The following is a 26871-nucleotide window of genomic DNA, read 5'->3' on the forward strand; positions in this document are numbered from 1 at the left end:
GCTCGCTTGGCCGCCTTTCACTGACCTGCAGGTGACTCATGAGCCAACTCGCCGACACCGCACTTTCGGTGCTGGATCTTGCCCCCATTCGCGAAGGCGGCAGCGCCGGGGAAACCTTCGATAACTGCGTAACGCTTGCCCAGCACGCCGAGCGACTGGGCTATACCCGCTACTGGCTCGCCGAGCATCACAACATCGCTGGAATCGCCAGTGCCGCCACTTCCGTCCTGATCGGCCACGTGGCCGGCCACACCTCGACCATCCGGGTGGGCAGCGGCGGTATCATGCTGCCCAATCACCCGCCTCTGGTCATCGCCGAGCAGTTCGGTACGCTCGAAACCCTTTATCCGGGTCGCATCGACCTGGGTCTCGGACGCGCGCCGGGCTCCGACGGCGCCACCATGCGCGCCATGCGCCGAAGTGCCCACGCCGGGGTCGACGATTTTCCGGCCCAGCTCGAGGAACTGACCCGCTACCTGGGCGATGAAACGCCCGACCAGCAGGTCAAGGCAGTGCCCGGGCAAGGCACCCACGTACCGCTGTGGCTTCTGGGTTCGAGCGGCTACAGTGCCCAGCTCGCCGCGCGCCTGGGGCTGCCCTTCGCCTTCGCCGCCCAGTTCGCGCCGGGCTATCTGCATGAGGCGCTGCGTCTCTACCGCGATAACTTCCGTCCTTCGAGCGTGCTTTCCAGGCCCTACGCCATGGTCGGCCTGCCGGTGATCGCCGCTGAGAGCGACGCCATGGCCCGCTACCTGGCCACCACCGCCCAGCAGAAGTTTCTCAACCTGATCCGGGGCCGGCCCACGCAATCTCGCCCGCCGGTCGAAACCCTCGACTGGACACCCATGGAACAAGCGCAGGTGGGTCAGTTTCTCGGGGCGGCGATCATCGGCGGGCCCGAGACGGTCAAGGCCGAGCTCGAAGCGTTTCAGGCTCGAACCGGTGCCGATGAGCTGATGCTCAACAGCGACTTCTACAGCCAGGAGGATCGCTTGAGAAGCTACGAGATCGTCGCCAGCGTGACAGGGAGATCATGAACCATGTCGTCACTCGTCTTCACTCCCATGACCCGCGCCGACTTCACGCTTTTCTGGCCGGATTTCAAGGCCATTGTCGAGGCGCGTGAGACCTACGCCATCGATTCGGACATCGATTTCGAAAGCGCCTACGCCCTGTGGTGTCAGGCGCCAAAGGCGACCTTCGCCGTCAAGGATCAAGACGGTACGCTACTGGGCGCCTACTACTTGAAAGCCAATGCCCAGGGACCGGGCGGGCACGTCTGCAACTGCGGCTACATGGTCAACGCGACCGCCCGCGGTAAGGGCGTGGCCCGGGCGATGTGCGAGCACTCCCAGCGCATCGCCCGCGAGCTCGATTTCAAGGCCATGCAGTTCAATGCCGTTGTCGCCACCAATACCGTCGCAGTCGCGCTCTGGCAGCAGCTGGGGTTCGCAATCGTCGGTACCGTGCCGGCGGCTTTTTGCCACGCACGTCATGGGCTGGTCGATATCCACGTGATGCACAAGGCGCTCTGATTTCGCGTATACATGCAAAAGAAGATGAAATGCGGTATTTTTTCTGGCCCCGATAACCGTGGGTGTTGCCGAGCTCCCGCCTTGTTGATGACGGCCGACTATGTTTCAGACCGGGTTGTTCGCGCACCTTTCGCTGCGCTCACGCTTCACCATTCTGATCGCTACGCTGGTATTCGCCACCACGCTGCTGCTGGGCTGGGTCGCCTCGCGCGAGTCTGCCGAGCAGATGCAGGAAGAGATCGGAAGCTCGGCGGCGGAAGCCGCCTACCAGATGACCGACAAGCTCAACCGCAGCATGAATGCGCGCATCAAGGAGGTGAAACTCCTTCTCGCCATCCAGGCGCTCGACAACGACGCCAGCAACGATGTTCTGCAGCGTCAGATGGAGCGTCTACAGGATACCTATAGTGTGGTCTCCTGGATCGGCCTGACCAATGAAGAAGGCGTCGTCGTGGCAGCGACCGACAGCATTCTCGAAGGTGTCTCCATCGCCCAGCGACCGGTGTACACCGAAGGCCGACGCGGCTTCTGGGTCGGCGATGTCCATGAAGCCGTGCTGCTTGCGAGTCTTTTGCCCAACCCCAGCGGCGAACCGCTCAAGTTCGTGGATATCGCCACACCCGTCCACGACAGCGCAGGTCGCTTCAAAGGTGTGCTGGCCGTTCACCTGAGCTGGCAGTGGGCGGAGTACATTCAGCGCTCGATGATGGTGCCCGATCAGGGCGGCATGGACATGCTGCTGCTCGCGGCCGACGGCACGGTACTGCTGGGTCCCCAGGATCTGCTCGGCAAGACCCTCGATACGCTGCGCCATGTCCCCCGTGCCGGCAATACCCGTCCGCGCTGGGCGGTGGAGACCTGGCCCGACGGGCAGCGTTACGTGACCGGCTACGCGCGCAGCAATGGCTTCGAGGAGTTCAACGGCCTGGGCTGGCTGGCGATCAGCCGCCAGCCCGTCGATACCGCCTTCGCCACAGTCAAGCGCCTGCAGGCGGCGATCATGAGCATCGGCTTGCTGCTGTCACTGGTGTTCGCCCTGCTGGGCTGGCGCATGGCCTCCGGCATGGTGGCGCCGCTGCGCCGCCTGGCGAGGGCGGCGGATCGTATCCAGGACGGCTACGGCGCCGACGTCATTCCGCTGGAGCGCGGCGCACCGGAGCTCAAGCAACTGTCGGTCTCGATGCGCAACATGGTGATGCGGCTCGTGGACCAGCACCAGACGATCCGCCGCCTCGAGGATCTGGCCAACACCGACCCGTTGACCGGGCTACCCAATCGCGCCTTCCTCAACCAGTACCTGCAGCTCGCCGTGCCCGAGGCGCAGCGTAACGGTCAGAGTATGATCGTATTCTTCATCGACCTGGACGGCTTCAAGCAGGTCAACGACGAGCTGGGCCATCATGCAGGGGACCTGCTCTTGATCGAGATCACTCAGCGCCTGAAGAACGCGCTGCGAAGCGGCGACATCGTCGCCCGTCTTGGCGGCGACGAATTCGTCATGGTACTCAAGACCCAGCCGGTACACATGGAGCTGCTCACCCGAGAAGTGAGTCAGCGTCTGCTGACAGCGATCTCTGAACCGATCTCACTGCCCGAGGAGAAAACCGCCAAGGTGGGCTGTAGCCTGGGGGCGGCCTGGTGGCCGGAGCATACCCCGCATATCGAAACCGCTCTTCAGCTGGCGGACAGCGCCCTCTACGAAGCAAAAAGCCGCGGCAAGCACCAACTGGTGGTTCACACCCCGAACGCTAGCTGACCTTCATGCAGCGCTCGAGACGCGCCTGAGCTTCCTCGCTGCCCAAAGCGTCGAGGTGAGCGATATTGCGCTCGGGAATGACCGAGGTATCGCCAAAGAAGGCGATCGCCTGCTCGACGCTTTCCTCGCGCAGCAGGTGCACCATGGCGTAGGGAGAGCGATTGGTGAAGTTGGACGCCTCCATCGGATCGGCACCGTCGAAGCAGTAGTCCGGATGGAAGCTCGCCAGCTGGAACACGCCCTCGAACCCCAGCGCCTCGACCAGTTGTTCGGCCAGCTCGACAAAGTCCAGGTAGTGCTCGAAATGCTTGAACAACGTGGGCAGTACCAGCAGGGTCGTTTCGGTCTCGGGATGATCGACAAGCCACTGAAGCTCTGCGGCGAGTTCCTCGAGGGCCACGTCGAACTTCTTCGAGCGTACCACCTGAATGCGCACCCGATCCGCCTCGAGTTCCCGCCGGGCGAAGGGGCAGATATCCTCGGCGACGATGAAGTCCTCGATCCAGGCCCGAGTTTGATTGATCACGGCGTCATCGGTCACGGCGAATTCCTGTTTGGCGTTGGTTTGACATCCGGCGCAGGCCAGCATGGCGCACAGACTACGTGTGCTGCTGGTAGTGCGCCAGAGCCACCTCGAAAGATTTCTGGATATGGTCATCCATCAGCGCCCGGGCGGCTTGGGCATCGCGCTTCAAGGCGAGCTCAACCAGCTCATGGTGCTGGTCGTCCAGGGCTTGACGGATCAAAGGCGGGTTTGGCCCGAGCCGGCGGTAGCGGTCGAACTGGTCGTGAAGCTGCTCGATAAAACGAATCAGCCACACCGAGCCACAAGGGGCCACCAGCGTACGGTGGAACTGGGTGTGCAGTTGCTCCCAGACGTCCCCCTTGTCCACGGTCTTGTCCGCTCGCTTCAGGCGGTGAGCGGCGGCCAGCAGACTCGCCTCCCACCGATCGTCGCCCCGCTCCACCGCCCGCTCGAAGGCCATGCCCTCGAGCTCGAGACGAAGGTGGGCGATATCCTCGAGCTCCTCGCGACTCAGTCTGGGTACGCTGAAACCGCGCTGGTTCTCCTGAACCAGCAATCCATAGGCGGCGAGCTTGTTGAGCGCCTCGCGCAGCGGGCTCAGACCGACATCGTAATGCGCCTTCAAGGCGTTGATCGCAAGCTTCTCCCCGGCGACGAACCGGCCTCGCACCAGGTCCTTGCGCAGCGTCTCGTAGATACGACTTGACGATGCGCCGCTGGGCATCTCGCTGACATTATCCATCCTGCTTCCTTTATGTATGAACCGGTTCGAGCCCTGACGAGGGAACGTCAGCACCGCCATTGACCCCCAGGCTACCGCTTTATATCCTGCTTCGAGAATAATCGATTTTTTTATAAAAAATATGATAAAACCATTCTTCTACTACCGCGAACCGCCCGACGATGAGTACACGGGCGACAACACGAGCATTCTGTCATGACGTTACCGGCACTGTTTTGGGCGTTCTTTCGCGTCGGCATCTTCGGCTTTGGCGGCGGGCCGTCGATGATTCCCCTGGTACATGCGGAGGTGGTCAAGCGCAACGAGTGGCTCACCGATGAAGAGTTTGCCGATATTCTGGCGATTGGCAACACGCTTCCCGGCCCCATCGCCACCAAGATGCCGGGTTACATCGGCTACCGGGTGGGCGGGGTCGCGGGCTGTGTCACGGCGGTACTGGCAGTGATTGGGCCCATGATCGTCGCCATGATCATCATGCTGGGGGTGTTCAGCCGCTACCGGGACGTGGCCTGGATCCGCGGCATGGGCCAGGCAGTGATTCCCGTGGTCATGGTGATGATGGGTCAGTTGACCTGGGACTTCTTCGACAAGTCCAAGGCCTCCCTCGGCTGGATCGCCAGCATCGTGATCCCCGCCGTGTCCGGCGCGCTGATCTACTGGCTCGGAGTGCACCCTGGAATCATCATCGGAGCGATTCTGCTGGCGGCTCTGCTGACACCTAAACGTAAAAAGTCCGTGGAGACCTCCGCATGATCTACTGGGAGCTGTTTCTGGCCTTCTTCATTCCCAATATCGTCGGCTACGGCGGTGGCCCGGCGATCATCCCCTTGCTGGAGGCAGAAGTGGTAGGCCGCTACGGCTGGATGACCTCCCAGGGCTTCGCCGAGACCCTGGCGCTGGGCAATGCCCTGCCAAGCCCGATCGCGACCAAGATGGCCGGCTATATCGGCTACGAGGTGGCCGGCATCGCGGGTGCCGTGGTCGCCGTGCTGGCCACGGTTGTGCCGTCGCTATTGCTGATGCTCTGCGCGCTGGGGCTTTTGTACCGCCACCGCGAGTCACCTCGGGTCAAGCGCATGAGCCAATGGGTGCGCCCGGTGATCGCCATCATGATGGCTTGGCTGACGCTCGGCTTCTTCATGGAAGGCATGGATAGCGCCGGGCTTGTTCATACGCTGATCATCGGCGTCGCCGCCGTTGTCGCGCTGGTGTGGCTCAAGGTCCACCCGGCTTTCGTGGTCATCGCAGCCCTCGTCTACGGCGCTACTCTACTCGGCTGATCGTTCCCTGTAACAAGAATTACCCAATAATAATAACTGGATGCACGCGCTCACTCCCCGGCCGCCCGGCGCGGTCGATACAGCACTACTCAATCATAAAGGTGTAAAAAATGACGCGTTTCACTTTCTCTCCAAGCCCTCGTTCCTTCACCACCACCCTGGCAGCAATCGGCTTGGCGGGGCTGTCCTTCAGCGCCGCGGTTCAGGCGGACTACCCCGAGCAGGATATTCGCCTGATCATTCCTTTCGGTCCCGGCGGGGCGACGGACATCATCTTCCGTCTGGTCTCCCAGGAAGCGGAGCAGCACCTGGGCGAGTCTATCGTTCCGGTCAACATGGCCGGCGCCGGGGCCACCCTCGGTTCGCGCAACGTCAAGGACGCCCCGGCCAACGGCTACACCCTGCTGGGTAGCCACGACACCATCGCCCTGTCCAATCTGGCGGGCATGGTGGACTACTCTTATGATGCCTTCGAACCCGTTGCACTGCTCACCCAGACCATCAATATCGCCACCACCTACGCAGGCCACGAGGTGCAAAGCGCCGATGAAATCGCCGCTTACGTCAGCGAACACCCGGGGCAGGTGCATTTCAGCATGATTCCGAGTTCCACCGATCACTTCTTCTGGGCCCAGTTCTTCGAGGAGGCGGGGATCGACATGGCGGACGTACGCCTGGTGGGCTATCCGGATACCGGCGAGCAGGTATCGGCGCTGATGGCCAAGGAAGTGGATTTCGCCATGTTCAACCTGCCTTCCGGCGGCGCCTTCTTCGAGGACGGCTCGTTTCGCGCACTGGGCATCGCCCACCCGGAGCGGCTACAGAGCATGCCGGAGGTCGCGACCCTGCGTGAACAGGGCATCGAGATGGACCACTCGACCAGCCGCGGCATCTTCGCCCCCAAAGGTACCCCGCAAGATATCGTCGACCAGATCGCCACGGCCTATGGCCAGGCGCTGGAAAACGACGACCTCCAGTCTCGCATCGAAAACGAGTTCGGCTCGGTGGTGCGCTACCTGGCCGGTGACGACTACCAGCAGTTTCTGGACGACAACCAGCGCGCCCTCAGCGACGCGGCGGCCAACATCGACTTCCAGAACTAACCTTTCGTCACTTCAAACGCTCGTCCCCCGGCGATCGCCCGGGGGCGGCTGGAGGCATGCATCATGCTGACCCTGACCAAAGATCGGGCGCTTGCGCTGGCGCTTTTGCTGCTGGTGGCGGTCATGTGGGTGGAATCCGGGTCGATTCGCCCGCCCACCTCGTGGCAGCCCTACGGTTCCGCGCTGTTTCCCCGCATTCTGCTGGCAACCATCGGCGTGCTGGCACTTCTGCTGCTGATGCGCTCACTGCTCGTCGCGGCGACCCCGAGTGCGCCGCTTCTCGCGTTGAGCCGGCGCTGGATTCGAGCGCGCATGAGTATTCTGGCCCTGTTCGCCTTGTTCGCACTCTACGCGGCCCTGCTTCCGATAGTGGGCTACATCGTGGCCACTGCCGGGTTTTTGCTTTGCTCGCTCGCCCTGCTTCTTGGAGTCGATACCCGGCGCAAGTGGGCGATCAATCTCGGCATCAGTACGCTGCTGGTGGCGCTCTTGTACGTCGTCTTTCGCTTCGGACTGAACGTCTGGCTGCCCTAACGTCGAGGTAACTCCCATGACCCATTTCTTTCTTCAGGCCCTCGCCGAAGTGGGCAGCCCCTCGGTACTGGGGCTGATCATCGTCGGCGTGCTATTCGGTATCATCGGGGGCAGCATCCCCGGCTTCACCGTTACCATGGCCATTTTAGTGGTGTTTCCGTTCACCTTCGCCATGGACCCGGTCAGCGGGGTATCGCTGATGATCGGCGTGTTCGTCGGCGGCTACTCCGGCGGTATCGTCTCCGGGGTCATGCTTGGCATTCCCGGTACGCCCTCCTCCATCACCACCGTCTACGATGGCTATCCCATGGCCCAGCGCGGCGAACCCGGTCGCGCCTTGGGTATCGGTATCGTCGCCTCGTTTCTGGGCACGCTCATAAGCGTGGCGGTGCTGGTCTTCTTCGGCCCGCTCATCGCTGGCTTCAGCATGAACTTTCGCCCCTGGGAAATCACCGCGCTGATCGTCTTCGCGCTCACCCTGGTGGCGGGGCTCTCGAATGGGGCGCTGCTCAAGGGGCTGCTGGCTGCGGCCATCGGGCTTTTGATCACGACGGTCGGTTACGATCGCAACAGCAACCTGCGCTTCGATTTCGGCCTGCCGGCGCTGAGCTCGGGTTTCGAGATCCTGCCGGTGATGATCGGCGTCTTCGCCTTTTCCCAACTGCTGGGCAACATCGAGAAGCTGCGTGACGAAAAGGGCGGCAAGCCCCCGGTCAACACCGACGTAGCCATTCCCTACCGGCGCATTCTCAAGGACATGGGCGCCCAGAAGCTCAATACCCTGCGCTCGTCGTTGATCGGAAGCCTCATCGGCGCCCTGCCCGGCACCGGGGGCACCGTGGCCAACTTCGTAAGCTACGACCAGGCGCGAAAGTTCTCCCGGGAGCCGGAAACCTTCGGCAAGGGCACACCCAGCGGCATCGTTGCCTCGGAAGCGTCCAACAGCGCCGTGGCCGGTGGCGCCTTCGTGCCTACCCTGGCGCTGGGCATCCCAGGGGATCTGCCCATGGCCATCATGATGGGCGTCTTGATCCTGCACGGCATCACCCCTGGCCCTTTGATGTTCGAACAAAACCCGGTGCTGGTGGGGGCGATCTACGTGAGCCTGATGGTCGGGGCCGTGGTGATGGTGCTTTGCAACCTGATGTTGATGCGCTGGTTCGCCAAGATCGCGCTGATTCCCCAGCAGGTGCTGGTGCCGGTAGTGCTGATGCTGTGTGCCATCGGCGCCTACGCCTTGAACAACAACCTGTTCGATATCTGGGTGCTGTTCATCTTCGGCGTGGTGGGGTATCTGCTGTGGAAAGCCGAGATGCCGCTGACGCCACTGATACTCGGCGTGGTCCTGGGGGACAACCTGGAGCGACAGCTGTTTCGTGCGCTGGAGCTCGATGCCAATTGGCTCACCTTTCTGACCCGCCCGCTCTCGGCGCTGTTTCTGGCCCTGGCCGTCGCCTCCATCCTGTTCTCGCTCTACCAGGACCGCAAGGTCCGCGCCCGGGCGGCGAATACCGCTTGACCCCTCATTACAACCACAAGGATTCGAACATGCATCACGACGCTCTGTACTACCCCAGCGCCTCTCGTCGAATGGCCACCTTTGGCCGGCGCGGCATGGTGGCGACCTCCCAGCCCCTTGCCGCCCAGGTGGGCATCACCATCCTGCAGCAGGGCGGGAACGCTGTAGACGCTGCCATCGCGACCGCCGCGGCGCTTACCGTGGTGGAACCCACCTCCAACGGGATCGGCGGCGACGCCTTCGCCATCGTCTGGATGAACGAGGCGCTCTACGGGCTCAACGCCAGCGGCCAGGCCCCGGCGAGCGCGACCATCGATGCCGTGAAAGCGAAAGGCCACGACGCGATGCCTAACCACGGCATGCTGCCGGTCACCATTCCGGGTACCCCCGCCGCCTGGGCAGCGCTTTCAGAGCGTTTCGGCAAGCTCCCCTTCGCCGAGCTTCTGGCCCCGGCCATCGCCCTGGCGGAGGAAGGTTTTGCTGTCACGCCGGTCATTCACCAGATGTGGGAAGAGGCGTTTCATACCTACGCGGCCTATGAAGACGAGGCCTTCAAACCCTGGTTCGATACCTTCGCACCTCAGGGCCACGCCCCCCGTCCCGGTGAGATATGGGCTTCGCCGGGTCATGCCCGAAGCCTGAAGGCGATTGCCGAGACCCAGGCCCGAGCGTTCTACACGGGTGAGCTTGCCGAGGCGATGGATGCGTTCTCCCGAGCCCAGGGCGGTTTTCTGCGCAAGGAGGATCTCGCCGGCTACGCGGTCCAGTGGGTCGACCCGGTCAGCGTGCGCTACCAGGGTCACGACATCTGGGAGATTCCGCCCAACGGCAGCGGTCTGATTGTACTCCAGGCGCTGGGCATGCTCGACCAACTCGGCGCCAGCGGAGACGCACTAGAGACCCTGCACAGGCGCATCGAGGCCACCAAACTCGCCTACGTGGACGGCTTCAAGCACCTGACCGAGCAAGATGCCATGGAGTACACCATCGAGCAGTTGCTGGCCGAGGACTATCTGGGGGCCCGAGCGGGGCTGATCAATGACCGCGCCCTCGACCCGACTCACGGAAACCCCGTGCAAGGCGGCACGGTGTATCTCGCCACCGCCGATGGCGAGGGCAACATGGTGTCCTTCATCCAGAGCAATTACAAAGGCTTCGGCTCGGGCATGGTGGTGCCGGACACGGGCATCAGTCTGCAAAACCGTGGCTGGTCGTTCTCTCTCGACCCGGACCACGTCAATGCGCTGGCTCCGGGCAAGCGCACCTACCACACCATCATTCCCGGGTTCATCACCAAGGACGACCGGGCGGTCGGCCCCTTCGGCGTGATGGGGGGCTATATGCAGCCCCAGGGTCACGTGCAGGTGGTGACCGGGCTGCTCGATGACCACTTGAACCCTCAGGCGGCCCTGGACATGCCGCGCTGGAAGTGGGTGTCGGGCAAGACCATCGAGGTCGAAGCCGACTTTCCCAACCACCTCGCCCTGGCCCTGGCGCGACGCGGCCACCATATCGTCAAGGTGGCGGATTCCCTCAGCTTCGGCCGAGGCCAGGTGATTCTGCGCGATGCGGCCACCGGCGTGCTCCAGGGCGGTACCGAACCCCGCACCGACGGCGCCGTGCTTCCGCTCTAACCTCCCCTATCCCCCCACCACCGAGCCGGCGTTCTGCTCCCGGTTTGGTGGTGGCGGCCAAAGCAATGCATCATGGCGCCTCTCGCCATGCTCAAGGTGTCCTTGCCCTCATGCCATTTTCCCGTGCCGCTTCGACGATGGCCGACTTCGTCGGCGTTTTTCGCTACAGCCGCCGTGCCCTGGCGCTGGTCTGGGACACCTCGCGCGCGATGATGCTGGGGCTGGCGCTGTGCACCCTGGTGGCAGGGGTGCTACCGGCGCTGGCCGCCTGGGTGGGGCAGCTCATCGTCGATGGCGTGGTCGGCGCCATGCAAGCTTTTGAAGAGGCCGAGGCGCCGGTGCTGGCGGTGATCCTGGCCCCGGTACTGCAACTGGTGGCGCTGGAGGCGCTGATCATCGGACTGATCGCCCTGGCCCAGCGCGGGCTTTCCGCCCAGCAGTCCCTGCTGCGGGCGATACTGGGCCAAAGGGTGAACGTCATGATTCTCGAAAAGGCCGGCACGCTGTCGCTTTCCCAGTTCGAGGATGCAGAACTCTACGACAAGCTCACCCGTGCCCGGCGAGAAGCGTCCACTCGACCGCTTTCCCTGGTAACCAAGACCTTCGGGCTGATCCAGAGCGCGATCTCTCTTGCCAGCTTCAGCGTGCTGCTGGTGCAGTTCTCCCCTTGGGCGCTTTTGATCCTTGCCCTGGGGGCGGTACCGGTGTTCGTATCCGAGGCGAAGTTCTCCGGCGACGCCTTTCGACTGTTCAGCCGCCGCTCACCGGAAACCCGCATGCAGAGTTACCTGGAAACCGTGCTCGCCCGGGAGGACAGTATCAAGGAGGTCAAGCTCTTCGGCCTGGAGGGGCTTTTTCTCGCCCGCTACCGGGCCATCTTCGAGCGGCTTTTCGGCGAGGACCGGCGCCTGACCCTGCGTCGGGAAGGCTGGGGGTTCGCGCTGGGACTTCTGGGCACCCTGACCTTCTATCTGGCCTACGCCTGGGTCGTGCTCGAGGCGGTGGTAGGCTCGATCACCCTGGGCCAGATGACGATGTACCTGATGGTGTTCAAGCAGGGCCAGGCGGCGCTGTCCGCCATCCTCACTGCCATCAGCGGCATGTACGAGGACAACCTCTACCTGTCCAACCTCTACGACTACCTCGAACATCCCGCGCAGCACGAGCGCGGCGTCCTCACCCAAGGGGTATCGCCGGGGGACGGCCTGCGCTTCGAGAACGTGAGCTTCGCCTACCCTGGTGGGCGCGCGGCCTTGAGCGACATCTCGCTTCATCTGGCGCCTGGGCGAAGCCTGGCCCTGGTGGGGGAAAACGGCTCGGGCAAGACCACCTTGATCAAGCTGTTGACCCGGCTTTATTTTCCTACCGAAGGCCGCATCCTGCTCGACGGCAGTGACCTGCGCGACTGGGACGCCCAGACCCTGCGCCGGCGCGTGGGCGTCATCTTCCAGGATTTCGTGCGCTATCAGCTGCCCGTGGGCGAGAACCTCGGCGTGGGCGACACTCAGGCCTTCGAGGATGTACAGCGCTGGCGCCAGGCGGCCCATTTCGGCCTGGCGGATACCTTCATCGAGCGCATGCCCCAGGGCTACCAGACCCAGCTCGGGCGCTGGTTCAAGAACGGTCAGGAGCTATCCGGCGGCCAATGGCAGAAGATCGCGCTATCGAGAGCCTACATGCGCGAAGACGCGGACATTCTGGTGCTCGACGAACCTACCGCGGCGATGGACGCCGCCGCCGAGGCGAATGTGTTCGCCCGCTTTCGTGCCCACGCCCGGAACAAGATGACGATTCTGATCTCGCACCGCTTCTCCACCGTGCGCAGCGCGGATCTGATTCTGGTGATCGATCGCGGGCGGATCATCGAGCGCGGCACCCATGACAGCCTGCTGCGCGCCAACGGCCGCTACGCTCACCTCTTTCGTCTGCAGGCCGAGGGCTATCGATAAAAAGTCCTTCCGCGCACCCTTTGAGCGGTACCTGGTCAACGCGCGCGTCTATACTGGGAACCGCCTGAAGGATAAGCTTCTAGAGGAGACAGGATGCCCTCCCATGCATTAGTGATCGATGACGACATCGACATTCAGCTGTTGTGCGAAATGCTGCTGCGCCGCCACGGCTACGAGGTCGAGACCGCCGGCAGCCTGGGTCAGCTGGCACGCCACCCATCGCTTCTCGAGGCGGACCTGATCCTGCTCGACCTGGGGCTTGGCGAATTCACAGGGCTCGACATTCTCGACTACCTGCACGACTTGCGGCTCAACACGGCGATCCTGCTCATCAGCAGCTGCTCGCAAGAGCAGGCCACGCACGCGCTGGCGGTGGGCCGCGCGAAGGGACTGCGCATGCTCGGTTTTCTGCCCAAGGCGGACATGCTCACCGGACTTGCGGGTTTTCTCACCCCGCTCGATATCGCGCCTCAGATGCCAACCCCGGCGGAGCTTGCCACGGCCATCGAAAGCGATGAGCTGCTGCTGGTCTACCAGCCCAAGCAGGCGCTGGAGGGCGGCCACATCGTCGGCGTCGAAGCGCTGGTGCGCTGGAAGCACCCGACCCACGGCACTCTGCCCCCCAATAGCTTCATTCCCATGGCGGAGCAGCACGACATGATGGTGCCACTGACCTGGCGCGTGCTGGAGCTGGCGCTCGCCCAGCAGGCGCGCTGGCACGCCCGAGGCTGGCCGCTCGGCATCGCCGTCAACGTCGATGCGGACTTCATCAAGTCGGAAGGAGTGCTCGAGGCCTTCGATCGTCTGACCGAGCACCACGGCATCGACAACCGCTTGCTGACCCTCGAGCTCACGGAGTCGGTGGGCATCGACTGCCTGGGCTATGCGCGACACATTCTGGAGGCGCTACGCGAGCGCGGTTGCCAACTGTCGCTGGACGACTTCGGTACCGGCTACTCCTCGCTGGTCCAGCTCTACCGCCTTCCGTTCAGCGAACTGAAGGTGGATCGCAGCTTCGTCTCGTCGATGGAGCATGATGATGCCGCCCAAGCGATCGCGCTGTCGATCATCGACCTGGGCAAGCGCATGGGCCTTTGCGTGGTGGCAGAGGGGATCGAGACCGCGGCCCAGCGCGACCTGCTCGCCGAGGCGGGATGCGGCGTCGGCCAGGGCTATTTCATCGCACGCCCGATGGAGGCGGCCGCGCTCGCCGGCTGGCTCGAACATCGCCAGAGCCCGACTCAACCGGCGACGAGCCCCTCGTCGGTCAAGGCCGTGTGAGTCGCGCGCGCCAGGGCTTCCAGCTGGACCAGTGCCTCTTCGAGCGCCGCGATGCTTGCCGAGGGCGCGTTCCGCTCGGCCCGAGCGGCCCAGGTGGCGATGGCCGTACAGCCAAGCGACGCTGCTGCTCCCTTCAACGCATGCGCTTCCTGGGCGAAGGCATCGCGCCGAGACTGCGCCAGATGTGCCGACAGCCGTGCGCGGCGCTCGGGAAGACGGCGTAGAAAGGTCGTCAGCAGCGTGTCCAGCGCCTGCGCGTCGAAGGTCTCCTTGAGCTCGGCGCAGAGCGTCCGCTCCAGAAGCGAATCCTGCGGCGAGTTGGCGACGGGCGGGACGCGCGACGGCTCGGGAACATAGGCCGGAGTCAGGGCCGTCAGGTAACGGCAAAGCACGAGATGGAGTTCGCGCCGCGTAAAGGGTTTGTGGAGGATGTCATCCATGCCGCTTTGCCGGCAGCGCTCCCGATCCTCGGGCATGACGTTGGCGGTCATCGCGACGATGGGCAGCGGCCTTTGCTGCCGCTGCCGCTCGAAGCGCCGCCAGCGCCGCGTCGCCTCCAGGCCGTCGAGCACCGGCATCTGCACGTCCATCAGCACCAGATCGACCTCGTCGGCATGCTCCTTCAGGTACCCAAGCGCCGTTTCGCCGTCATCGACCAGGCTCGCGCGCAGCCCCAGACGCTCGAGCAGCCCCCGGGCGACGGTCTGGTTCACGGCGTTGTCCTCGACCACCAGGACATGGCGGCCGGCAGCCAGTGACGGCTGGCCGGGTCGCTCGAGCCCCGCGCCGGACGATCTGGCCTCCGGCAGCGGCAAGGTCAGCCAGAAACGGCTACCCACCCCACCGATGCTGGTGACACCGATCTTGCCGCCCATCGACTCGACCAAGCGCTTGCAGATCGCAAGCCCCAGTCCAGTCCCTTGGTGGCGTCGGGCGATGGAACCATCCACCTGGGAGAACGGCGCAAACAGGCGCGCCTGATCCGGTGTAGCGATTCCGCAGCCGGTATCACGCACCTCCCAGCGAACGTGCCCGTGCTCGTCCACGTCGGCGCTGCAGCGCACGCTGCCCTCATGGGTGAACTTGAAGGCGTTGTCGATCAGGTTCGTCAGCACTTGGCGGATGCGCGCGGCGTCACCGTTCACGTAGCGGGGAAGATCGTCGTCGCGCTCGTGGCTGAAGGAGACCCGGGAAGCGATGCGCTGCAGCGTGTAGGGCGCATATAGTTCGTCGAGCAGCCGGTGCAGGTCGAAGTCGCGGGCGTCGAGCTCCAGGCGGCCGGACTCGATCTTGGCGTGATCCAGAATGTCGTTGAGGGTTCCGCGCAGGCTCGCGGCACTCCCCTCGAGCGCCTTCAGGTAGCGCTGGGCGGCATCGCTTTTCACCTCTTCGCGCAATAGATCCGCCATGCCGACGATGCCGTTGAGGGGCGTGCGCACTTCGTGGCTGACGATGGCCATGAACTCTGACTTGGCGCGACTGGCCGTCTGGGCCGCCCGCGCCTTGCCGAGCTGGGCACGGTTCTCGAGCACCAGCGAGCGCACCAGCAGCCCGCCAGTACCCATCAGCAGCAAGATCAGCGCCAACACCAGGCCATAGAGCTCGATCAAACTTTGCCGCTCGTTGGTGCGGGTGTGCGCCACGCTTGCATTGGTCTCGACCAGAATGGAGGAGGTGATCGCCTGGAGTTCGGCGGCCTGCAGCGAGAGGCGCTCGATCAGTTCAGCCGTCAACCCGCCGGGCCCTGGAAAGCGCTCGTCCATCGACGCTTCGAGGCGCTCCACTCCCGCCGTCGAGGCCGCGACCAGCGGGCGCAGGCGCTCGATTCTGGCCACGGCGGCGCCCAGGTCACCCTGCGTGAACAGGCGTTGACGGCTGAAGAGAATTTCCAGATGCAGCTGCAACTCGTCCAGCGAGCGCGACATCGGCGACTCGGCGAGCTCGAGGCGCAATTCGCGCACCTCGCGGTCGAACTGGTAGGCGGACCACAGCATGTTCTCCAGCAGGCGATTCTCGAGCGCCTGCTGGCGATAGTAGATCACCCCGCCGGTGGCCAGCGTCGAGAAGAACAGCACCAGCGCCAGAAGCGTGGCAATGCCGACGCCGCGCGGCAGGAGACGCTTCCAGGCTAGTCGCACCGCGCTCGGCCTCGCGACAGGATCACTCGATCTCGATGCGGTTGACCTGCCACACCGAGCGCGAGAGCGTCACTTCGTTCATCAGCGACGACGCCTGATCGAAGGGGTAGATGACAAACAGCGGCCCTTGGTCGCGCACCTGCAGCGGCTGACCATTGGCGCTCATGGCGAGGATGACGTCGTACTTGTAGAAATCGCGCACCGGCACCGTGGCCGAATAGTCGTTCAGCGCCGAGATACGCAGCTCGCGCCCTTCGCTGCCCACCGCGTCGAGCAGGGTGCGACCGAGCGGGCCGACGAAACTCACCGCGCCGTCGTGCCAGGGCGTGTGGGTCACCGTCTCGTGCTGGGGCAGCGCCTCCAGCATGGCGCGATCGAACTGCGCGTGATCGCCGGCATTGGTATTCTCGAGCTCGCCGGACACGGTCAGAATGACCGGTCCTTGGGGCAACTCGAGCGTCTCGGCGTACAGCGAAGGTAGCGAAAAAGCCGCCAGGAGGGCGATGAGGTAGCGCATGACCGACAAACTCCTGCCAATTTATCTTTAGGAAAGACGATTATATAGCAGGAGAATGTACAGGCCTATTGGCTCGAACGCTCTGGTGGGAACTTCATGAAGGCGCCCCGCAGACGCCTTGCAGGCCAGTCTGACTGACTCACTCGTCCCACTTCGGCGCCATCTGCGGATTGGCGATGCGCTCGCCGCGGTCCAGCGCTTCGATGTCGCGCATGTCGGCCTCGCTGAGCGTGATATCGAAGGCCTCAAGGTTGCTCTTGATGTTGCGCGCTTTAGTGGAGGACGGAATGGTGACGAGCCCGCGCGCCTTGATCCAGGCCAGGGTGATCTCGGCCGGCGTCACGCCGTGGCTGTCGGCGATCCGCTTGAGAACCGGGTCCTCCATCACCTTGCCCACCGCCAGCGGCATGTAAGCGGTAATCTCGATGCCCAGATCCTGGCAGTGCTGCACCAGACGGCGGTTCTGAAGGAACGGATGCACCTCGATCTGGTTGGTGAGAATCTCGCCCTTGCCGAGGATACCGACCGCCTCGTCGATCTGGGCGATAGTGAAGTTGGAAACGCCGATATGACGCGCCTTGCCTTCGGCCTTCATTTCCTTGAGCGCGGTGAGATAGTCGCGCATCGGCACTTCGTCATTCGGTGACGGCCAGTGGATCAGCAGCAGATCCACGTAGTCGGTCTTGAGGCGGGCCAGCGACTCGTCCACGCTCTTCTTGACATCGCTCGGTGCCAGACGATCAAACCACACCTTGGTCGTCAGGAAGATATCGCTGCGGGGAACGCTGCTGTCACGCAACGCCTCACCGACGGTTTCCTCGTTGGCGTAGAACTGGGCGGTGTCGACATGCCGATAGCCCGCCTCGAGCGCGGCATGAATGGCCTGCTTGAGAGTGTCGCCTTCCAGGCGGTAAGTGCCGAGACCGGGGTTGGGCAGAGTGCTTGCGGCCATGGTTCGTCCTCCTTGTCCAGTGCGGCACGTGGTGTGCCATCAACGTCAAATGGATATGGGGCGGCCCACCGAGACTTCAACCCTTGCTTATTCATCTAAGGCGCGTGATGTGCCGCTGGGGTAGACTGACCCCTTCGCCTGCTAACGACAAGCCTGCCATGCTCCCACTCGACGACGCCCCCCTGCCCCTTCATCGTCAGCCCGGTTTTCTGAGTTTTCTGCTGTCGCGATTGTTCGCTGTCTTCGCCATGCAGATTCAGGCGATCGTGGTGGCCTGGCAGGTGTACGCCATCACCCGCGATGCGATGTCGCTGGCCTACGTCGGCCTTGCTCAGTTCATCCCCATGGTGCTTCTGCTGCTGCCGGCGGGCGACGTGGTGGACCGCTTTCCCCGCAAGCGCATCCTGCAGCTCAGTTGGGCGGCCCAAGGACTATGCAGTGCGCTGCTGCTGGTGATCACCCAGACGAACCCGCAAAGCATCGTGCCGATCTATCTGGTGCTGGCACTGTTCGGCTGCGCCCGGGCGTTCACAGGGCCCACCCTGCAGAGCATGCTGCCCAACCTGGTGCCACGCTCGCAGCTGGCTCAGGCCATCGCGCTCAACAGCTCGATCATGAAGGTGGCCGTGATCAGCGGGCCGCTGCTGGGTGGGGTGCTCTTCGCCCTCGGTGGAGGGCGACTGGCCTACGCGGTGTGCCTGGGCTGCTTCGTCGCGGCGCTGACCCTGCTGATACTGGTACCCGTGCGCTACGTGGAAAAGGTGGCGGCGCTCGAGAGCACTGCCTGGCAGCGCTTCTCGGCCGGCATTGCCTACATTCGCCATCAGCCGATCATTCTGGGCGCGATCTCGCTGGATCTGTTCGCGGTGCTGCTTGGAGGCGTGGTGGCGCTTCTGCCCATCTACGCCCAGGAGGTGCTGCAGGTCGGCTCCCAGGGGCTCGGGGCACTGCGCAGCGCGATCGCCGTGGGGGCGCTGCTGATGGGGCTCTATCTGGGCGTGAAGGGTATTACCCGCCGGGCAGGTCACGTGATGTTCGCTGCGGTGGCGGTGTTCGGGCTGGCGAACCTGGTGTTCGCCTTCTCGACGCTGTTCTGGGTCTCGATGCTCGCCATGCTGGTGGCGGGTGCGGCGGACATGGTCAGCGTCTACGTGCGCACGACGTTGATCCAGCTGGCCACGCCCGACGCCATGCGCGGGCGGGTGAACGCAGTCAACATGCTGTTCATAGGCTCGAGCAACGAGCTTGGCGAGTTTCGCGCCGGCAGCATGGCCTCGGCCTTCGGGGTGGTACCCGCCGCGCTGATCGGCGGCGTAGGCACGCTCGCCGTGGTCGGCGCCTGGATGAAACTCTTCCCGACGCTACGCCAAGTCGACCGTTTCGACGATGCCCGCTGAGTGCGCTGCGGGGCTTCGCTCTACCATCCGCACCACGCTGCCCACCACGATCAGACACGGCGACGGCAGCGGGTGGGCAGCGAGCATCGCAGGCATGCTTTCGAGCGTGCCGAGAAGCGACTGCTGCCGGGCTTGACTGGCGTTGGCGACCAGCATGATCGGCCAGTTGTCCGGCAGCCCCGCCTGGCGCAGGCTCTGGCAGATCGCCTCGACCTTCGATAACCCCATGTAGAACACCAGGGTTTCATCCTTGCGGGCAAGGGCCGACCAGTCCGGCGCACCGCCTTCACGGCAGAGCTGCGCGGTGATGAAGCGAAGCTGCTGGGCGTGGCCGCGATCGGTCAGTGGAATGCCCATGCCCGCCGCCGCCGCCGAGGCGGCGGTAATACCCGGCACGATGCACGCCCGGATGTTGGCCTCGCCAAGCGCCGCGAGCTCCTCTCCCATGCGCCCGAACACCCCCGGGTCGCCGCCTTTGAGACGCACCACCGACTTGCCCGCCCGGGCGAGCGCGACCATGCGCGCGCCGATCTCGGCCTGGGGCACGCTGTGGTGGCCGCGGCTCTTGCCCACGTAGTAGCGCTCGGCGCCAGGGTGGATCAAGGCCAGCACGTCGTCGTCCACCAGTCGGTCGTAAACTACCGCGTCTGCCTGCATCAAGAGTCTGGCAGCCTTGAGGGTAAGAAGCTCGACATCGCCGCTGCCGGCGCCGACCAGATACACCGTGCCCTTCTCGCACTCGCCGCGCATCGTCAGGCACAGCCGCTCCTTCGCGGGCGTGACCGAGGCCCAAAGGTGGCGGCCAACGCGCGCGAGCGCTTCAGGCCAATTGTGTCGCAGGTGCTTGTTCAGAACGCGCACGGCCCCGCTCCTCTTCCAGTAGTGATTTGAGTTCCGGCAGGCAGCTGCCGCACTGCGTACCGCAGGCAAGCCGCGCGCCCAGCGCTTCGACGCTCTGGTCGCCTGCGTGGATCGCCTCGATGATCGTTTGCCGCCCCACCTGGTGGCAGCTGCACACCACCGGGCCGGCATCCCGGGCGCCGCTGTCGCAGCCGGCCAGCACGCGTCGGCGCTGGTTCGCGCTCAGCGCGTCTTCGTTGAAGCGCGATTGCAGCCAGCCAGTGCCGGGAAGCTCCTGGGGCGGGCCGACCATCAGCCACCAGCTCAAGCGGCCATTATACACACCCGCCGCGCGAAACCTGCCCGCCGCGGCGTCGCTGAACAGAGTGACGCTCGCCCCCAGCCACGCCTCGATTTCGGCGGGCCAGTCGTCGACCGGCCGGGTGCTCGCAAGCTGCCAACGCGTGCAGCCCGCCATGGGAATGCGTGCCCAGTAGTCGAGCGCCTGCCAGGCGGCGCCTTCCGGCTCGGCGCCATCGCGTATCATCAGCGTCGCCTGCCAGGCAGGCGCCAGTGCGCTGACGCTTACCGCGCCGTGCTTGGTTTCCGGCTGCCCGGAAACGGGATCGGTGCGCCCGGAAAGCAAAGCTCCGCTGCGCCCGGCGCCGGTGAACTGGTCGCTCCAGTGCATGGGTATGAACGCCTCGCCCCGGCGCTGGGCGTTGGAAAGGCGTACCCGCGCCCGATACTCGCCGTCGGGCGCAGTAAGCCGGGCCAGATCCTGATCGACAAGGCCCGCCTTGTCTGCATCCGCTGGGTGAAGTTCGACGAACGGCTCGGCGCGGTGATTCATCAGCCGCGGCGCGCGGGCGGTGCGGGTCATGGTGTGCCACTGGTCGCGAATGCGCCCGGTGTTGAGCCGCAGCGGGTAGCGCGCGGAGAGCGACTGCTCCGGTTCACGGGGAGTGACCGCCACCAGCCGGGCGCGGCCGCTTGGGGTAGCAAATTCGCCCTCCTCGAACAGCCGGGCGGTGCCGCGCGCAGCAGCACGTGTCACCGGCCACTGAACGGGCGCGAGCGCATCGTAAGCGGCTCGCCCTCGCCCGGCGAGCGCGGAGATATCGAACAGCCGTTTGCCCACGCCAGCGTTCTCGAACCCCGAAAGCCTGGCGTGCTCGTCGAAGATTTCCCAGGGATGGTTGTAGCCAAACGCCTCGCCAAAGCCGAGCCGTGTGGCTACCTCACAGATGATTTGCCAATCGTGGCGCGCCTCGCCGGGCGGGGGCAATAAGCCGCGCTGGCGAGAGATGCGCCGCTCGGAGTTGGTCACGGTGCCGTCCTTTTCCGACCAGCCGCTCGCCGGCAGTACGATGTCGGCATAGGCCAGCATATCGGTGTTCGCCACGCACTCGGAAACGATCACCAGCGGGCACTTTGCAAGCGCCCGGCGTACCCGGGCGGCGTCCGGCAGGCTCACCGCCGGGTTGGTCGCCATCACCCAGAGCACGGTGATCTCGCCGCGCTCGATCGCCTCGAACAGCTCGATCGCCTTATGACCGGGAGCCTCGGGAAGGCAGGGCGCGAGCGACCCGGTCGCCCAGAAGCGGGTCACGCGATCGATCGCCCCCGGGGTGTGGTAGTCCATGTGGGCGGCGAGTTGGTTGGCGAGCCCGCCGACCTCGCGCCCGCCCATGGCGTTGGGCTGGCCAGTGATCGAGAACGGCCCGGCACCGGGCAGGCCGAGCTTGCCGCCGACCAAGTGGCAGTTGATGATGGCATTGCATTTGTCGGTGCCGCTGGTGGACTGATTCACCCCTTGGGAGTAGAGCGTGACCACGTGCAGGTGGCGGGCGAACCAGTAGTAGAAGGTTTCCAGCCGCTCGGCGTCGATATCGCAGGCCGCGGCCACCGCCGCCACGCTCGGCGCGCTCTTTCTGGCCGCCTCGAGCGCGTCAAGAAAGCCCTCGGTATGGCGCTTGAGATAGCGCGTATCCACGTGGCCGCGCTCGGCCATGAAAGCGAGCAGCCCGTTGAACAGCGTCGCGTCGCTTCCCGGCTGGATCCCCAGGTAGAGATCGGCGATCTCGCAGGTGTCGGTAACGCGCGGGTCGATCACCACCACTCGCATCAAGGGGTTGCGCTCCTTGGCGAGCTTCAGGCGCTGATAGAGCACCGGATGGTTCCAGGCCAGGTTCGAGCCCGCCAGCACGACCAGCTCCGCCTCTTCAAGATCCTCGTAGTTTCCAGGCACCGCGTCGGCGCCGAAGGCGCGCTTGTAGCCCGCGACCGCCGAGGCCATACAGAGCCGCGAGTTGGTATCCAGATGCGGCGTGCCGAGAAAGCCCTTGAACAGCTTGTTGGCCACATAGTAATCCTCGGTCAAAAGCTGCCCTGACAGATACGCCGCCACCGTTTCCCGCCCGTGAGTGGCTTGAAGCGCGGTCAGCCGCTCGGTGAGTGCTGCCAGCGCCGCTTCCCAGCTGGCGAGCTTTCCATCCAGGCGCGGCGTCAACAGTCGTCCCTGCTCGCCCAGGGTCTCGTGCAGCGCGCTGCCCTTGACGCACAGCCGCCCGAAGTTGGCCGGGTGCGTGGGATCGCCTTCGACCGCCTCCACCCGCCCATCGCGCACGGTGGCGGTAACGCCGCAGCCGACACCGCAGTAGGGGCAGGTGGTGTTGGTCGAAGGAGCGGGGCATGACGCTTCGTGCATGAGTAGTCTCCAGAGCGTGTGTCGGCCAGAACGCAAAAAGCGTCCAGGAAGCCTCGTGAAAGGCCTGCCTGGACGCCGTTGTCTCAGGGACACCGAGCCGGTGTCGGTCTCATCGGTTTTTTGTGGCGCTTGGGATTATTGGTCGCCGAAGTCTCTTGTCATTGTCGTCAGCAAAAAACGCTCATGAGTGGTTATAGGTTTGTTACCTGTGGTCACTGCAACACCCAGGCCAGAATGGTCGATCGAGTTTATTTACCTCTTCTATAACAATGACTTTTTCAAACAGGGCTTTAATATCCAGCGGCCTTTACGCGACCCGTACCCCGGACTGCGGCTTGATGAAGGTGCACGCTGAGCGAAGCTGCACCAGAATCGCCCGAAAGCGGATCGCAAGCGCGAACTCGGGCCTTTTCATTTCGTGCACAAGCCTCTGAAAAGAAATGAGTAATAATGCCTTACGGTAGCCGTGGCGAGCTTCTTGCGTAATGGGTAGCAAAGGGCCCGCCGCCAACGAGGGCAGCGCGCGCCCTACCATTTGGGCAACGACGCCTCCAATACCGCGTTCTTACGCGGCGTTGGGGGCGTTTTTCGTTTTTGGCATCCAACAGGTGCCGCGTCGAACAGGGAGGCCCCATGCGCCCTTCTTCTCAACAGAGCACGCAGAGTACTCGAGAAAGCACGCGAGAACGTACGCGCCACCTGGTCATCGTGGGTAACGGGATGGCCTGCCACCGCCTGATCGAAGCGCTGGTCACATCCCCCGCGCGGCCTGCGCACATCACCGTGATCGGCGAGGAGCCGGTGCCGGCCTATAACCGCATTCTGCTTTCGCCGCTGCTGGCCGGTGACACCGACTGTGCGGCGCTGACGCTGCGCGAAGCGCACTGGTACGCCGAACACGGCATCACCCTGCGCCTCGGCGAACGGGTGCTGGCGATCGACCCCGGCAAAAAGCACGTGGTCACCGAGCGCGCCCGGCTGGACTTTGATGCGCTGGTGCTGGCGACCGGCTCGACGCCCGCCTGGCCGACGGTGCCGGGCATCGAGCTTCAAGGCGTGCACGGATTTCGCGACCTGGAGGATGCCAAAACGCTGACCGAGATCGCCCGGCGCGGCGGTCAGGCCGTGGTAATCGGCGGCGGCCTTTTAGGGCTCGAGGCAGCCCAGGGGCTTTATCAGCGCGGCCGTGGCGCGCTTTCAGTCAGCGTGCTTCAGCGCGGCGAGCACCTGATGAACCGTCAGCTCGATGCCCACGCCGGCGCACTGCTGAAGAAGACACTTGAAGCGCGCGGGCTCAATGTTCACACCGGCGCCAGGCTTGCCGGCCTGATCGATGACGGCCAGGGCGCGGTGGCCGGCGTGGCCCTCGAGGACGGTCGCGTGCTCGAGGCGAGCCATGTGGTCGTCGCGGCGGGCATCACGCCCAACGACTTGCTGGCCCGCCGCGCCGGGCTCGCGTGCGATCGCGCCGTCCGGGTGGATCATCACCTTCGCACCTCGCACCCGGCCATTTACGCCCTCGGCGAGTGCTGCCAGTTCGAGGAGCACACCTTTGGGCTGGTCGAGCCGATCTGGCGTCAGGTCGAAGTGCTCGCCCGGGTGCTCTGTGGCGAGCCAGGCGCGGGCTACGTCGAGGCCCCGAGTGCCACCCGACTCAAGGTCAGCGGCATCGAGCTTTACGCCTTCGGCCCCGTCGAGGCCGCTATTGATCACGAGGTGCTCCGCTACAGCGACCCGGAAAGCGGCGAGTACCGAAGGCTTCTTTTAAAGGACGGGCGCATCGAAGGCGCGGTGCTCTACGGCGACACCGCCCAGGGCCCCTGGTATTTCCACCAGGCGCAGCAAGGCGCGGACCTGAGCGCGGCTCGCTCGGCGCTGCTGTTCGGCCAGGCGGACGTCGAAGCGTTTTTAAACTCCCCCACCCAAGAGGCGGCTTAACCATGGCGACTAAAGAGACTCTGATCATCATCGGCAACGGCATGGTCGGCCACCACCTGGTCGAGCAGGTCATCGAGGCCGGCGCGCTTGCACGCTTTGATGTGACCGTGTTCGGCGAGGAGCGCCACCGCGCCTACGACCGCGTGCACCTTTCCGAGTACTTTACCGGGCGCGATGCGGAGTCGCTGGCACTGTGCGACGCCGACTACTACGCCCAGCACGGTGTCACGCTTTACTCCAATGTGAAAGTGACCGAAATCGATCGCGCGGCGAAAACCGTGGTGACCGCAAGCGGCCGCTACGCCTTCGATCACCTGGTGCTCGCCACCGGCTCCTTTCCCTTCGTGCCGCCGATCGAAGGGCGCGAGCGCCCGGGATGTCTGGTCTACCGCACGCTGAGTGATCTGGATGCGATTCGCGATGCCGCCCGAAACGCCACCAACGGCGTGGTGGTCGGCGGCGGGCTTCTGGGGCTCGAGGCCGCCAACGCCCTGCGCGGCCTGAATCTCGATACCGCCGTGGTGGAGTTCGCGCCGCGCCTGATGCCGATGCAGGTCGACCGGGAAGGCGGCGAGCTCTTGAAAGAGAAGATCGAGGCGCTGGGCGTACAGGTGCTGACCGAGCGCGCCACCCAGCGCATCGAACAAGGCGAACAGAGCCGGCTGCGCATAGTGTTTCAGGACGACAAGGTGCTTGAAACCGACCTGATCGTCTTCTCCGCCGGCATTCGCCCCCAGGACGAACTGGCTCGCGACTGCGGGCTCGAGATCGGCGAGCGCGGCGGCGTGGTGATCGATGATCATTGCCGCACCAGCGACCCGGCGATTCTCGCCGTGGGCGAGGTGGCGCTGTGGAACCAGAGCATCTTCGGCCTGGTGGCGCCGGGGTACCAGATGGCCAAGGTGGCGGTCTCGACGCTCACCGGCGGCGACGCGCGCTTTGGCGGCGCCGATATGAGCACCAAGCTGAAGCTTCTCGGTGTTGACGTCGGCGCCATCGGCGACGCCCACGGCGAGCGCACCCCCGGGGCGCGCATGTTCCGCTATCTCGACCCGCTCACCCAGCTCTACCGCAAGCTGGTGGTGTCGAGCGATGGCAAGAAGCTCCTGGGCGCCATGCTGGTCGGCGACAACGGCGTCTACGACACGCTCTTGCAGTACTACGCCAACAGCCTCGAGCTTCCCAAGGAGCCCGCCTCTCTCATACTGCCCCAGCAAAGCGGCGCCGCACCGGCGCTTGGCCCCGGCGCGCTGCCGGACACGGCCATGATCTGCTCCTGCCACAACGTGACCAAGGCCGACATCTGTCGCGCCCTCGACGCCGGCGCGCAGGATCTGGCCGGGGTCAAGGGCGCGACCAAAGCCAGCACCGGCTGCGGTGGCTGCGCGACGCTTTTGAAGAGCGTGGTCGATTTCGAACTGGAAGCCCGTGGCGTGGAGGTCGACACGTCGCTTTGCGAGCACTTCGCCTATACCCGCCAGGCGCTTTACGACATCGTGCGCGTCGAAGGCATCAAGACCTTCGGCGAGTTGATGGAGAAACACGGAAGCCCGGGACATGGTCTGGGCTGCGACATCTGCAAACCCACCGTGTCGTCGATTCTCGCCTCCTGCTTCAACGAACCGATCATGGACGCCGCCCACGTGCCGCTGCAGGACACCAACGACACATTCATGGCCAACATGCAGAAAAACGGCACCTACTCGGTGGTGCCGCGTATCGCCGGCGGCGAGATCACCCCGGAAAAGCTCATGGTACTCGGCCAGGTGGCGCAGAAGTTCGAGCTGTACACCAAGGTCACCGGCGGCCAGCGCATCGACCTGTTCGGTGCGCGCCTCGAGGATCTGCCCGCGATCTGGGGCGAGCTGATCGCGGCGGGCTTCGAGACCGGCCATGCCTACGGCAAGTCGCTGCGCACGGTGAAGTCCTGCGTCGGCAGCACCTGGTGTCGCTATGGCGTGCAGGACAGCGTGGGCATGGCGATTGCGCTGGAGCACCGCTACAAGGGGCTGCGCGCGCCGCACAAGATCAAGTTCGGTGTCTCCGGCTGTACTCGCGAGTGTGCCGAGGCGCAGAGCAAGGATATCGGCATCATCGCCACCGAGAACGGCTGGAACCTTTATGTATGCGGCAACGGCGGCATGCGCCCGCGCCACGCCGAGCTCTTCGCCACCGACCTCGACGACGAGGCGCTCTACCGCACCATTGACCGCTTTTTGATGTTCTACGTGCGCACCGCCGACCGGCTGCAGCGTACGGCCACCTGGCGCGAAAACCTCGAAGGCGGCCTCGACTACCTCAAGGAAGTGATCCTCGAGGATAGCCTGAGCCTCGGCGACGAGCTGGAGCGCCAGATGCAGACGCTGATCGAGCGCTACGAGTGCGAGTGGGCCAACGCCCTGAGCGACCCGGAGAAGCTCAAGCGCTTTAGAAGCTTCGTCAACGACGAGCGCCCGGACCCGTCGATCATCATGACCTCCGAGCGCGGCCAGCTGCGCCCGGCCTGACTCGCCACTCAAG

At 64.6% G+C, this 26871-nt stretch carries 21 protein-coding genes; 14 read left to right on the top strand and 7 right to left on the bottom strand.

Annotated elements, in window-relative coordinates:
* Positions 1-38 precede the first annotated feature (38 nt).
* The 3 genes from GEV37_RS01520 to GEV37_RS01530 all read left to right on the top strand — a co-directional run bounded on the left by GEV37_RS01520 (position 39) and on the right by GEV37_RS01530 (position 3291).
* On the top strand, positions 39-1037 hold the full coding sequence (locus GEV37_RS01520) for an LLM class flavin-dependent oxidoreductase (protein WP_227388403.1): 999 nt from the start codon (positions 39-41) through the stop codon (positions 1035-1037).
* Positions 1038-1040: 3 nt separating this feature from the next.
* Positions 1041-1535, top strand: a complete 495-nt coding sequence (locus GEV37_RS01525) for a GNAT family N-acetyltransferase (RefSeq protein ID WP_227388404.1) — start codon at positions 1041-1043, stop codon at positions 1533-1535.
* Positions 1536-1635: 100 nt separating this feature from the next.
* On the top strand, positions 1636-3291 hold the full coding sequence (locus GEV37_RS01530) for a sensor domain-containing diguanylate cyclase (protein ID WP_227388405.1): 1656 nt from the start codon (positions 1636-1638) through the stop codon (positions 3289-3291).
* On the opposite strand, the gene GEV37_RS01535 is transcribed toward GEV37_RS01530, so the two are convergent.
* Positions 3284-3880, bottom strand: coding sequence for a DUF1415 domain-containing protein (locus GEV37_RS01535; protein ID WP_227388406.1), 597 nt, complete (start codon positions 3878-3880; stop codon positions 3284-3286). The genes GEV37_RS01530 and GEV37_RS01535 overlap by 8 nt on opposite strands.
* A gap of 10 nt (positions 3881-3890) precedes the next feature.
* Positions 3891-4559 (bottom strand): GntR family transcriptional regulator, encoded by a 669-nt coding sequence (locus GEV37_RS01540; RefSeq protein WP_227388407.1) that lies wholly within the window; start codon positions 4557-4559, stop codon positions 3891-3893.
* Between the two features lie 195 nt (positions 4560-4754).
* Here GEV37_RS01540 and GEV37_RS01545 point away from each other — a divergent pair, with 195 nt between their 5' ends.
* The 8 genes from GEV37_RS01545 (at position 4755) to GEV37_RS01580 (ending at position 13859) form a co-directional block, all read left to right on the top strand.
* Positions 4755-5312, top strand: coding sequence for a chromate transporter (locus GEV37_RS01545; RefSeq protein ID WP_227388408.1), 558 nt, complete (start codon positions 4755-4757; stop codon positions 5310-5312).
* A complete protein-coding gene (locus GEV37_RS01550) occupies positions 5309-5839 on the top strand; it encodes a chromate transporter (RefSeq protein ID WP_227388409.1) in 531 nt (176 codons plus the stop codon). Before GEV37_RS01545 ends, GEV37_RS01550 begins: the two co-directional genes overlap by 4 nt.
* A gap of 110 nt (positions 5840-5949) precedes the next feature.
* Complete coding sequence (locus tag GEV37_RS01555) at positions 5950-6942, top strand: Bug family tripartite tricarboxylate transporter substrate binding protein (protein WP_227388410.1); 993 nt, start codon at positions 5950-5952, stop codon at positions 6940-6942.
* Positions 6943-7005: 63 nt separating this feature from the next.
* Complete coding sequence (locus GEV37_RS01560) at positions 7006-7476, top strand: tripartite tricarboxylate transporter TctB family protein (protein WP_227388411.1); 471 nt, start codon at positions 7006-7008, stop codon at positions 7474-7476.
* 16 nt (positions 7477-7492) lie between these two features.
* Entirely contained in the window at positions 7493-8995 is a 1503-nt protein-coding gene (locus GEV37_RS01565) for a tripartite tricarboxylate transporter permease (protein WP_227388412.1), read from the top strand.
* A 29-nt stretch (positions 8996-9024) separates the two neighbouring features.
* On the top strand, positions 9025-10629 hold the full coding sequence (locus GEV37_RS01570) for a gamma-glutamyltransferase family protein (RefSeq protein ID WP_227388413.1): 1605 nt from the start codon (positions 9025-9027) through the stop codon (positions 10627-10629).
* 110 nt (positions 10630-10739) lie between these two features.
* The gene (locus GEV37_RS01575) at positions 10740-12578 is read left to right on the top strand and encodes an ABC transporter ATP-binding protein (RefSeq protein WP_227388414.1); all 1839 of its coding nucleotides are present in this window, start codon (positions 10740-10742) and stop codon (positions 12576-12578) included.
* Positions 12579-12671: 93 nt separating this feature from the next.
* Positions 12672-13859: an EAL domain-containing protein gene (locus tag GEV37_RS01580; protein WP_227388415.1), complete on the top strand. Its 1188-nt coding sequence runs from the start codon at positions 12672-12674 to the stop codon at positions 13857-13859.
* On the opposite strand, the gene GEV37_RS01585 is transcribed toward GEV37_RS01580, so the two are convergent.
* The 3 genes from GEV37_RS01585 to dkgB all read right to left on the bottom strand — a co-directional run bounded on the left by GEV37_RS01585 (position 13820) and on the right by dkgB (position 17466).
* Positions 13820-15997 (bottom strand): ATP-binding protein, encoded by a 2178-nt coding sequence (locus GEV37_RS01585; protein WP_227388416.1) that lies wholly within the window; start codon positions 15995-15997, stop codon positions 13820-13822. The two genes, GEV37_RS01580 and GEV37_RS01585, sit on opposite strands and share 40 nt — an antisense overlap.
* A gap of 22 nt (positions 15998-16019) precedes the next feature.
* Complete coding sequence (locus GEV37_RS01590) at positions 16020-16514, bottom strand: putative pterin-binding protein (protein WP_227388417.1); 495 nt, start codon at positions 16512-16514, stop codon at positions 16020-16022.
* A 139-nt stretch (positions 16515-16653) separates the two neighbouring features.
* The gene (gene dkgB / locus GEV37_RS01595) at positions 16654-17466 is read right to left on the bottom strand and encodes a 2,5-didehydrogluconate reductase DkgB (RefSeq protein WP_227388418.1); all 813 of its coding nucleotides are present in this window, start codon (positions 17464-17466) and stop codon (positions 16654-16656) included.
* Positions 17467-17624: 158 nt separating this feature from the next.
* On the opposite strand from dkgB, the gene GEV37_RS01600 reads away from it, so the two are divergent.
* Positions 17625-18863, top strand: a complete 1239-nt coding sequence (locus GEV37_RS01600) for an MFS transporter (RefSeq protein ID WP_227388419.1) — start codon at positions 17625-17627, stop codon at positions 18861-18863.
* Here the strand turns inward: GEV37_RS01600 and cobA are convergent.
* Together cobA and GEV37_RS01610 are read right to left on the bottom strand one after the other, a co-directional pair.
* Positions 18828-19724 carry a uroporphyrinogen-III C-methyltransferase gene (gene cobA / locus GEV37_RS01605; RefSeq protein ID WP_227388420.1) on the bottom strand — a complete coding sequence of 299 codons (897 nt, stop codon included), beginning with the start codon at positions 19722-19724 and terminating at the stop codon, positions 18828-18830. The two genes, GEV37_RS01600 and cobA, sit on opposite strands and share 36 nt — an antisense overlap.
* A complete protein-coding gene (locus GEV37_RS01610) occupies positions 19684-22413 on the bottom strand; it encodes a nitrate reductase (protein WP_227388421.1) in 2730 nt (909 codons plus the stop codon). The genes cobA and GEV37_RS01610 overlap by 41 nt, the downstream gene beginning before the upstream one ends.
* A gap of 633 nt (positions 22414-23046) precedes the next feature.
* Between GEV37_RS01610 and GEV37_RS01615 the strand changes: the two genes are divergently transcribed.
* Complete coding sequence (locus GEV37_RS01615; RefSeq protein WP_227388422.1) at positions 23047-24351, top strand: NAD(P)/FAD-dependent oxidoreductase; 1305 nt, start codon at positions 23047-23049, stop codon at positions 24349-24351.
* A 2-nt stretch (positions 24352-24353) separates the two neighbouring features.
* Positions 24354-26858, top strand: a complete 2505-nt coding sequence (gene nirB, locus GEV37_RS01620) for a nitrite reductase large subunit NirB (protein WP_227388423.1) — start codon at positions 24354-24356, stop codon at positions 26856-26858.
* Positions 26859-26871 lie beyond the last annotated feature (13 nt).

Source organism: Vreelandella malpeensis (assembly GCF_020622355.1).
GTDB lineage: Bacteria > Pseudomonadota > Gammaproteobacteria > Pseudomonadales > Halomonadaceae > Vreelandella > Vreelandella malpeensis.

Coding starts and splice junctions, on each gene's coding strand:
- GEV37_RS01520 (WP_227388403.1), top strand. CDS start 39: ATGAGCCAACTCGCCGACACCGCACTTTCGGTGCTGGATCTTGCCCCC.
- GEV37_RS01525 (WP_227388404.1), top strand. CDS start 1,041: ATGTCGTCACTCGTCTTCACTCCCATGACCCGCGCCGACTTCACGCTT.
- GEV37_RS01530 (WP_227388405.1), top strand. CDS start 1,636: ATGTTTCAGACCGGGTTGTTCGCGCACCTTTCGCTGCGCTCACGCTTC.
- GEV37_RS01535 (WP_227388406.1), bottom strand. CDS start 3,880: ATGCTGGCCTGCGCCGGATGTCAAACCAACGCCAAACAGGAATTCGCC.
- GEV37_RS01540 (WP_227388407.1), bottom strand. CDS start 4,559: ATGGATAATGTCAGCGAGATGCCCAGCGGCGCATCGTCAAGTCGTATC.
- GEV37_RS01545 (WP_227388408.1), top strand. CDS start 4,755: ATGACGTTACCGGCACTGTTTTGGGCGTTCTTTCGCGTCGGCATCTTC.
- GEV37_RS01550 (WP_227388409.1), top strand. CDS start 5,309: ATGATCTACTGGGAGCTGTTTCTGGCCTTCTTCATTCCCAATATCGTC.
- GEV37_RS01555 (WP_227388410.1), top strand. CDS start 5,950: ATGACGCGTTTCACTTTCTCTCCAAGCCCTCGTTCCTTCACCACCACC.
- GEV37_RS01560 (WP_227388411.1), top strand. CDS start 7,006: ATGCTGACCCTGACCAAAGATCGGGCGCTTGCGCTGGCGCTTTTGCTG.
- GEV37_RS01565 (WP_227388412.1), top strand. CDS start 7,493: ATGACCCATTTCTTTCTTCAGGCCCTCGCCGAAGTGGGCAGCCCCTCG.
- GEV37_RS01570 (WP_227388413.1), top strand. CDS start 9,025: ATGCATCACGACGCTCTGTACTACCCCAGCGCCTCTCGTCGAATGGCC.
- GEV37_RS01575 (WP_227388414.1), top strand. CDS start 10,740: ATGCCATTTTCCCGTGCCGCTTCGACGATGGCCGACTTCGTCGGCGTT.
- GEV37_RS01580 (WP_227388415.1), top strand. CDS start 12,672: ATGCCCTCCCATGCATTAGTGATCGATGACGACATCGACATTCAGCTG.
- GEV37_RS01590 (WP_227388417.1), bottom strand. CDS start 16,514: ATGCGCTACCTCATCGCCCTCCTGGCGGCTTTTTCGCTACCTTCGCTG.
- dkgB (WP_227388418.1), bottom strand. CDS start 17,466: ATGGCCGCAAGCACTCTGCCCAACCCCGGTCTCGGCACTTACCGCCTG.
- GEV37_RS01600 (WP_227388419.1), top strand. CDS start 17,625: ATGCTCCCACTCGACGACGCCCCCCTGCCCCTTCATCGTCAGCCCGGT.
- GEV37_RS01610 (WP_227388421.1), bottom strand. CDS start 22,413: ATGCACGAAGCGTCATGCCCCGCTCCTTCGACCAACACCACCTGCCCC.
- GEV37_RS01615 (WP_227388422.1), top strand. CDS start 23,047: ATGCGCCCTTCTTCTCAACAGAGCACGCAGAGTACTCGAGAAAGCACG.
- nirB (WP_227388423.1), top strand. CDS start 24,354: ATGGCGACTAAAGAGACTCTGATCATCATCGGCAACGGCATGGTCGGC.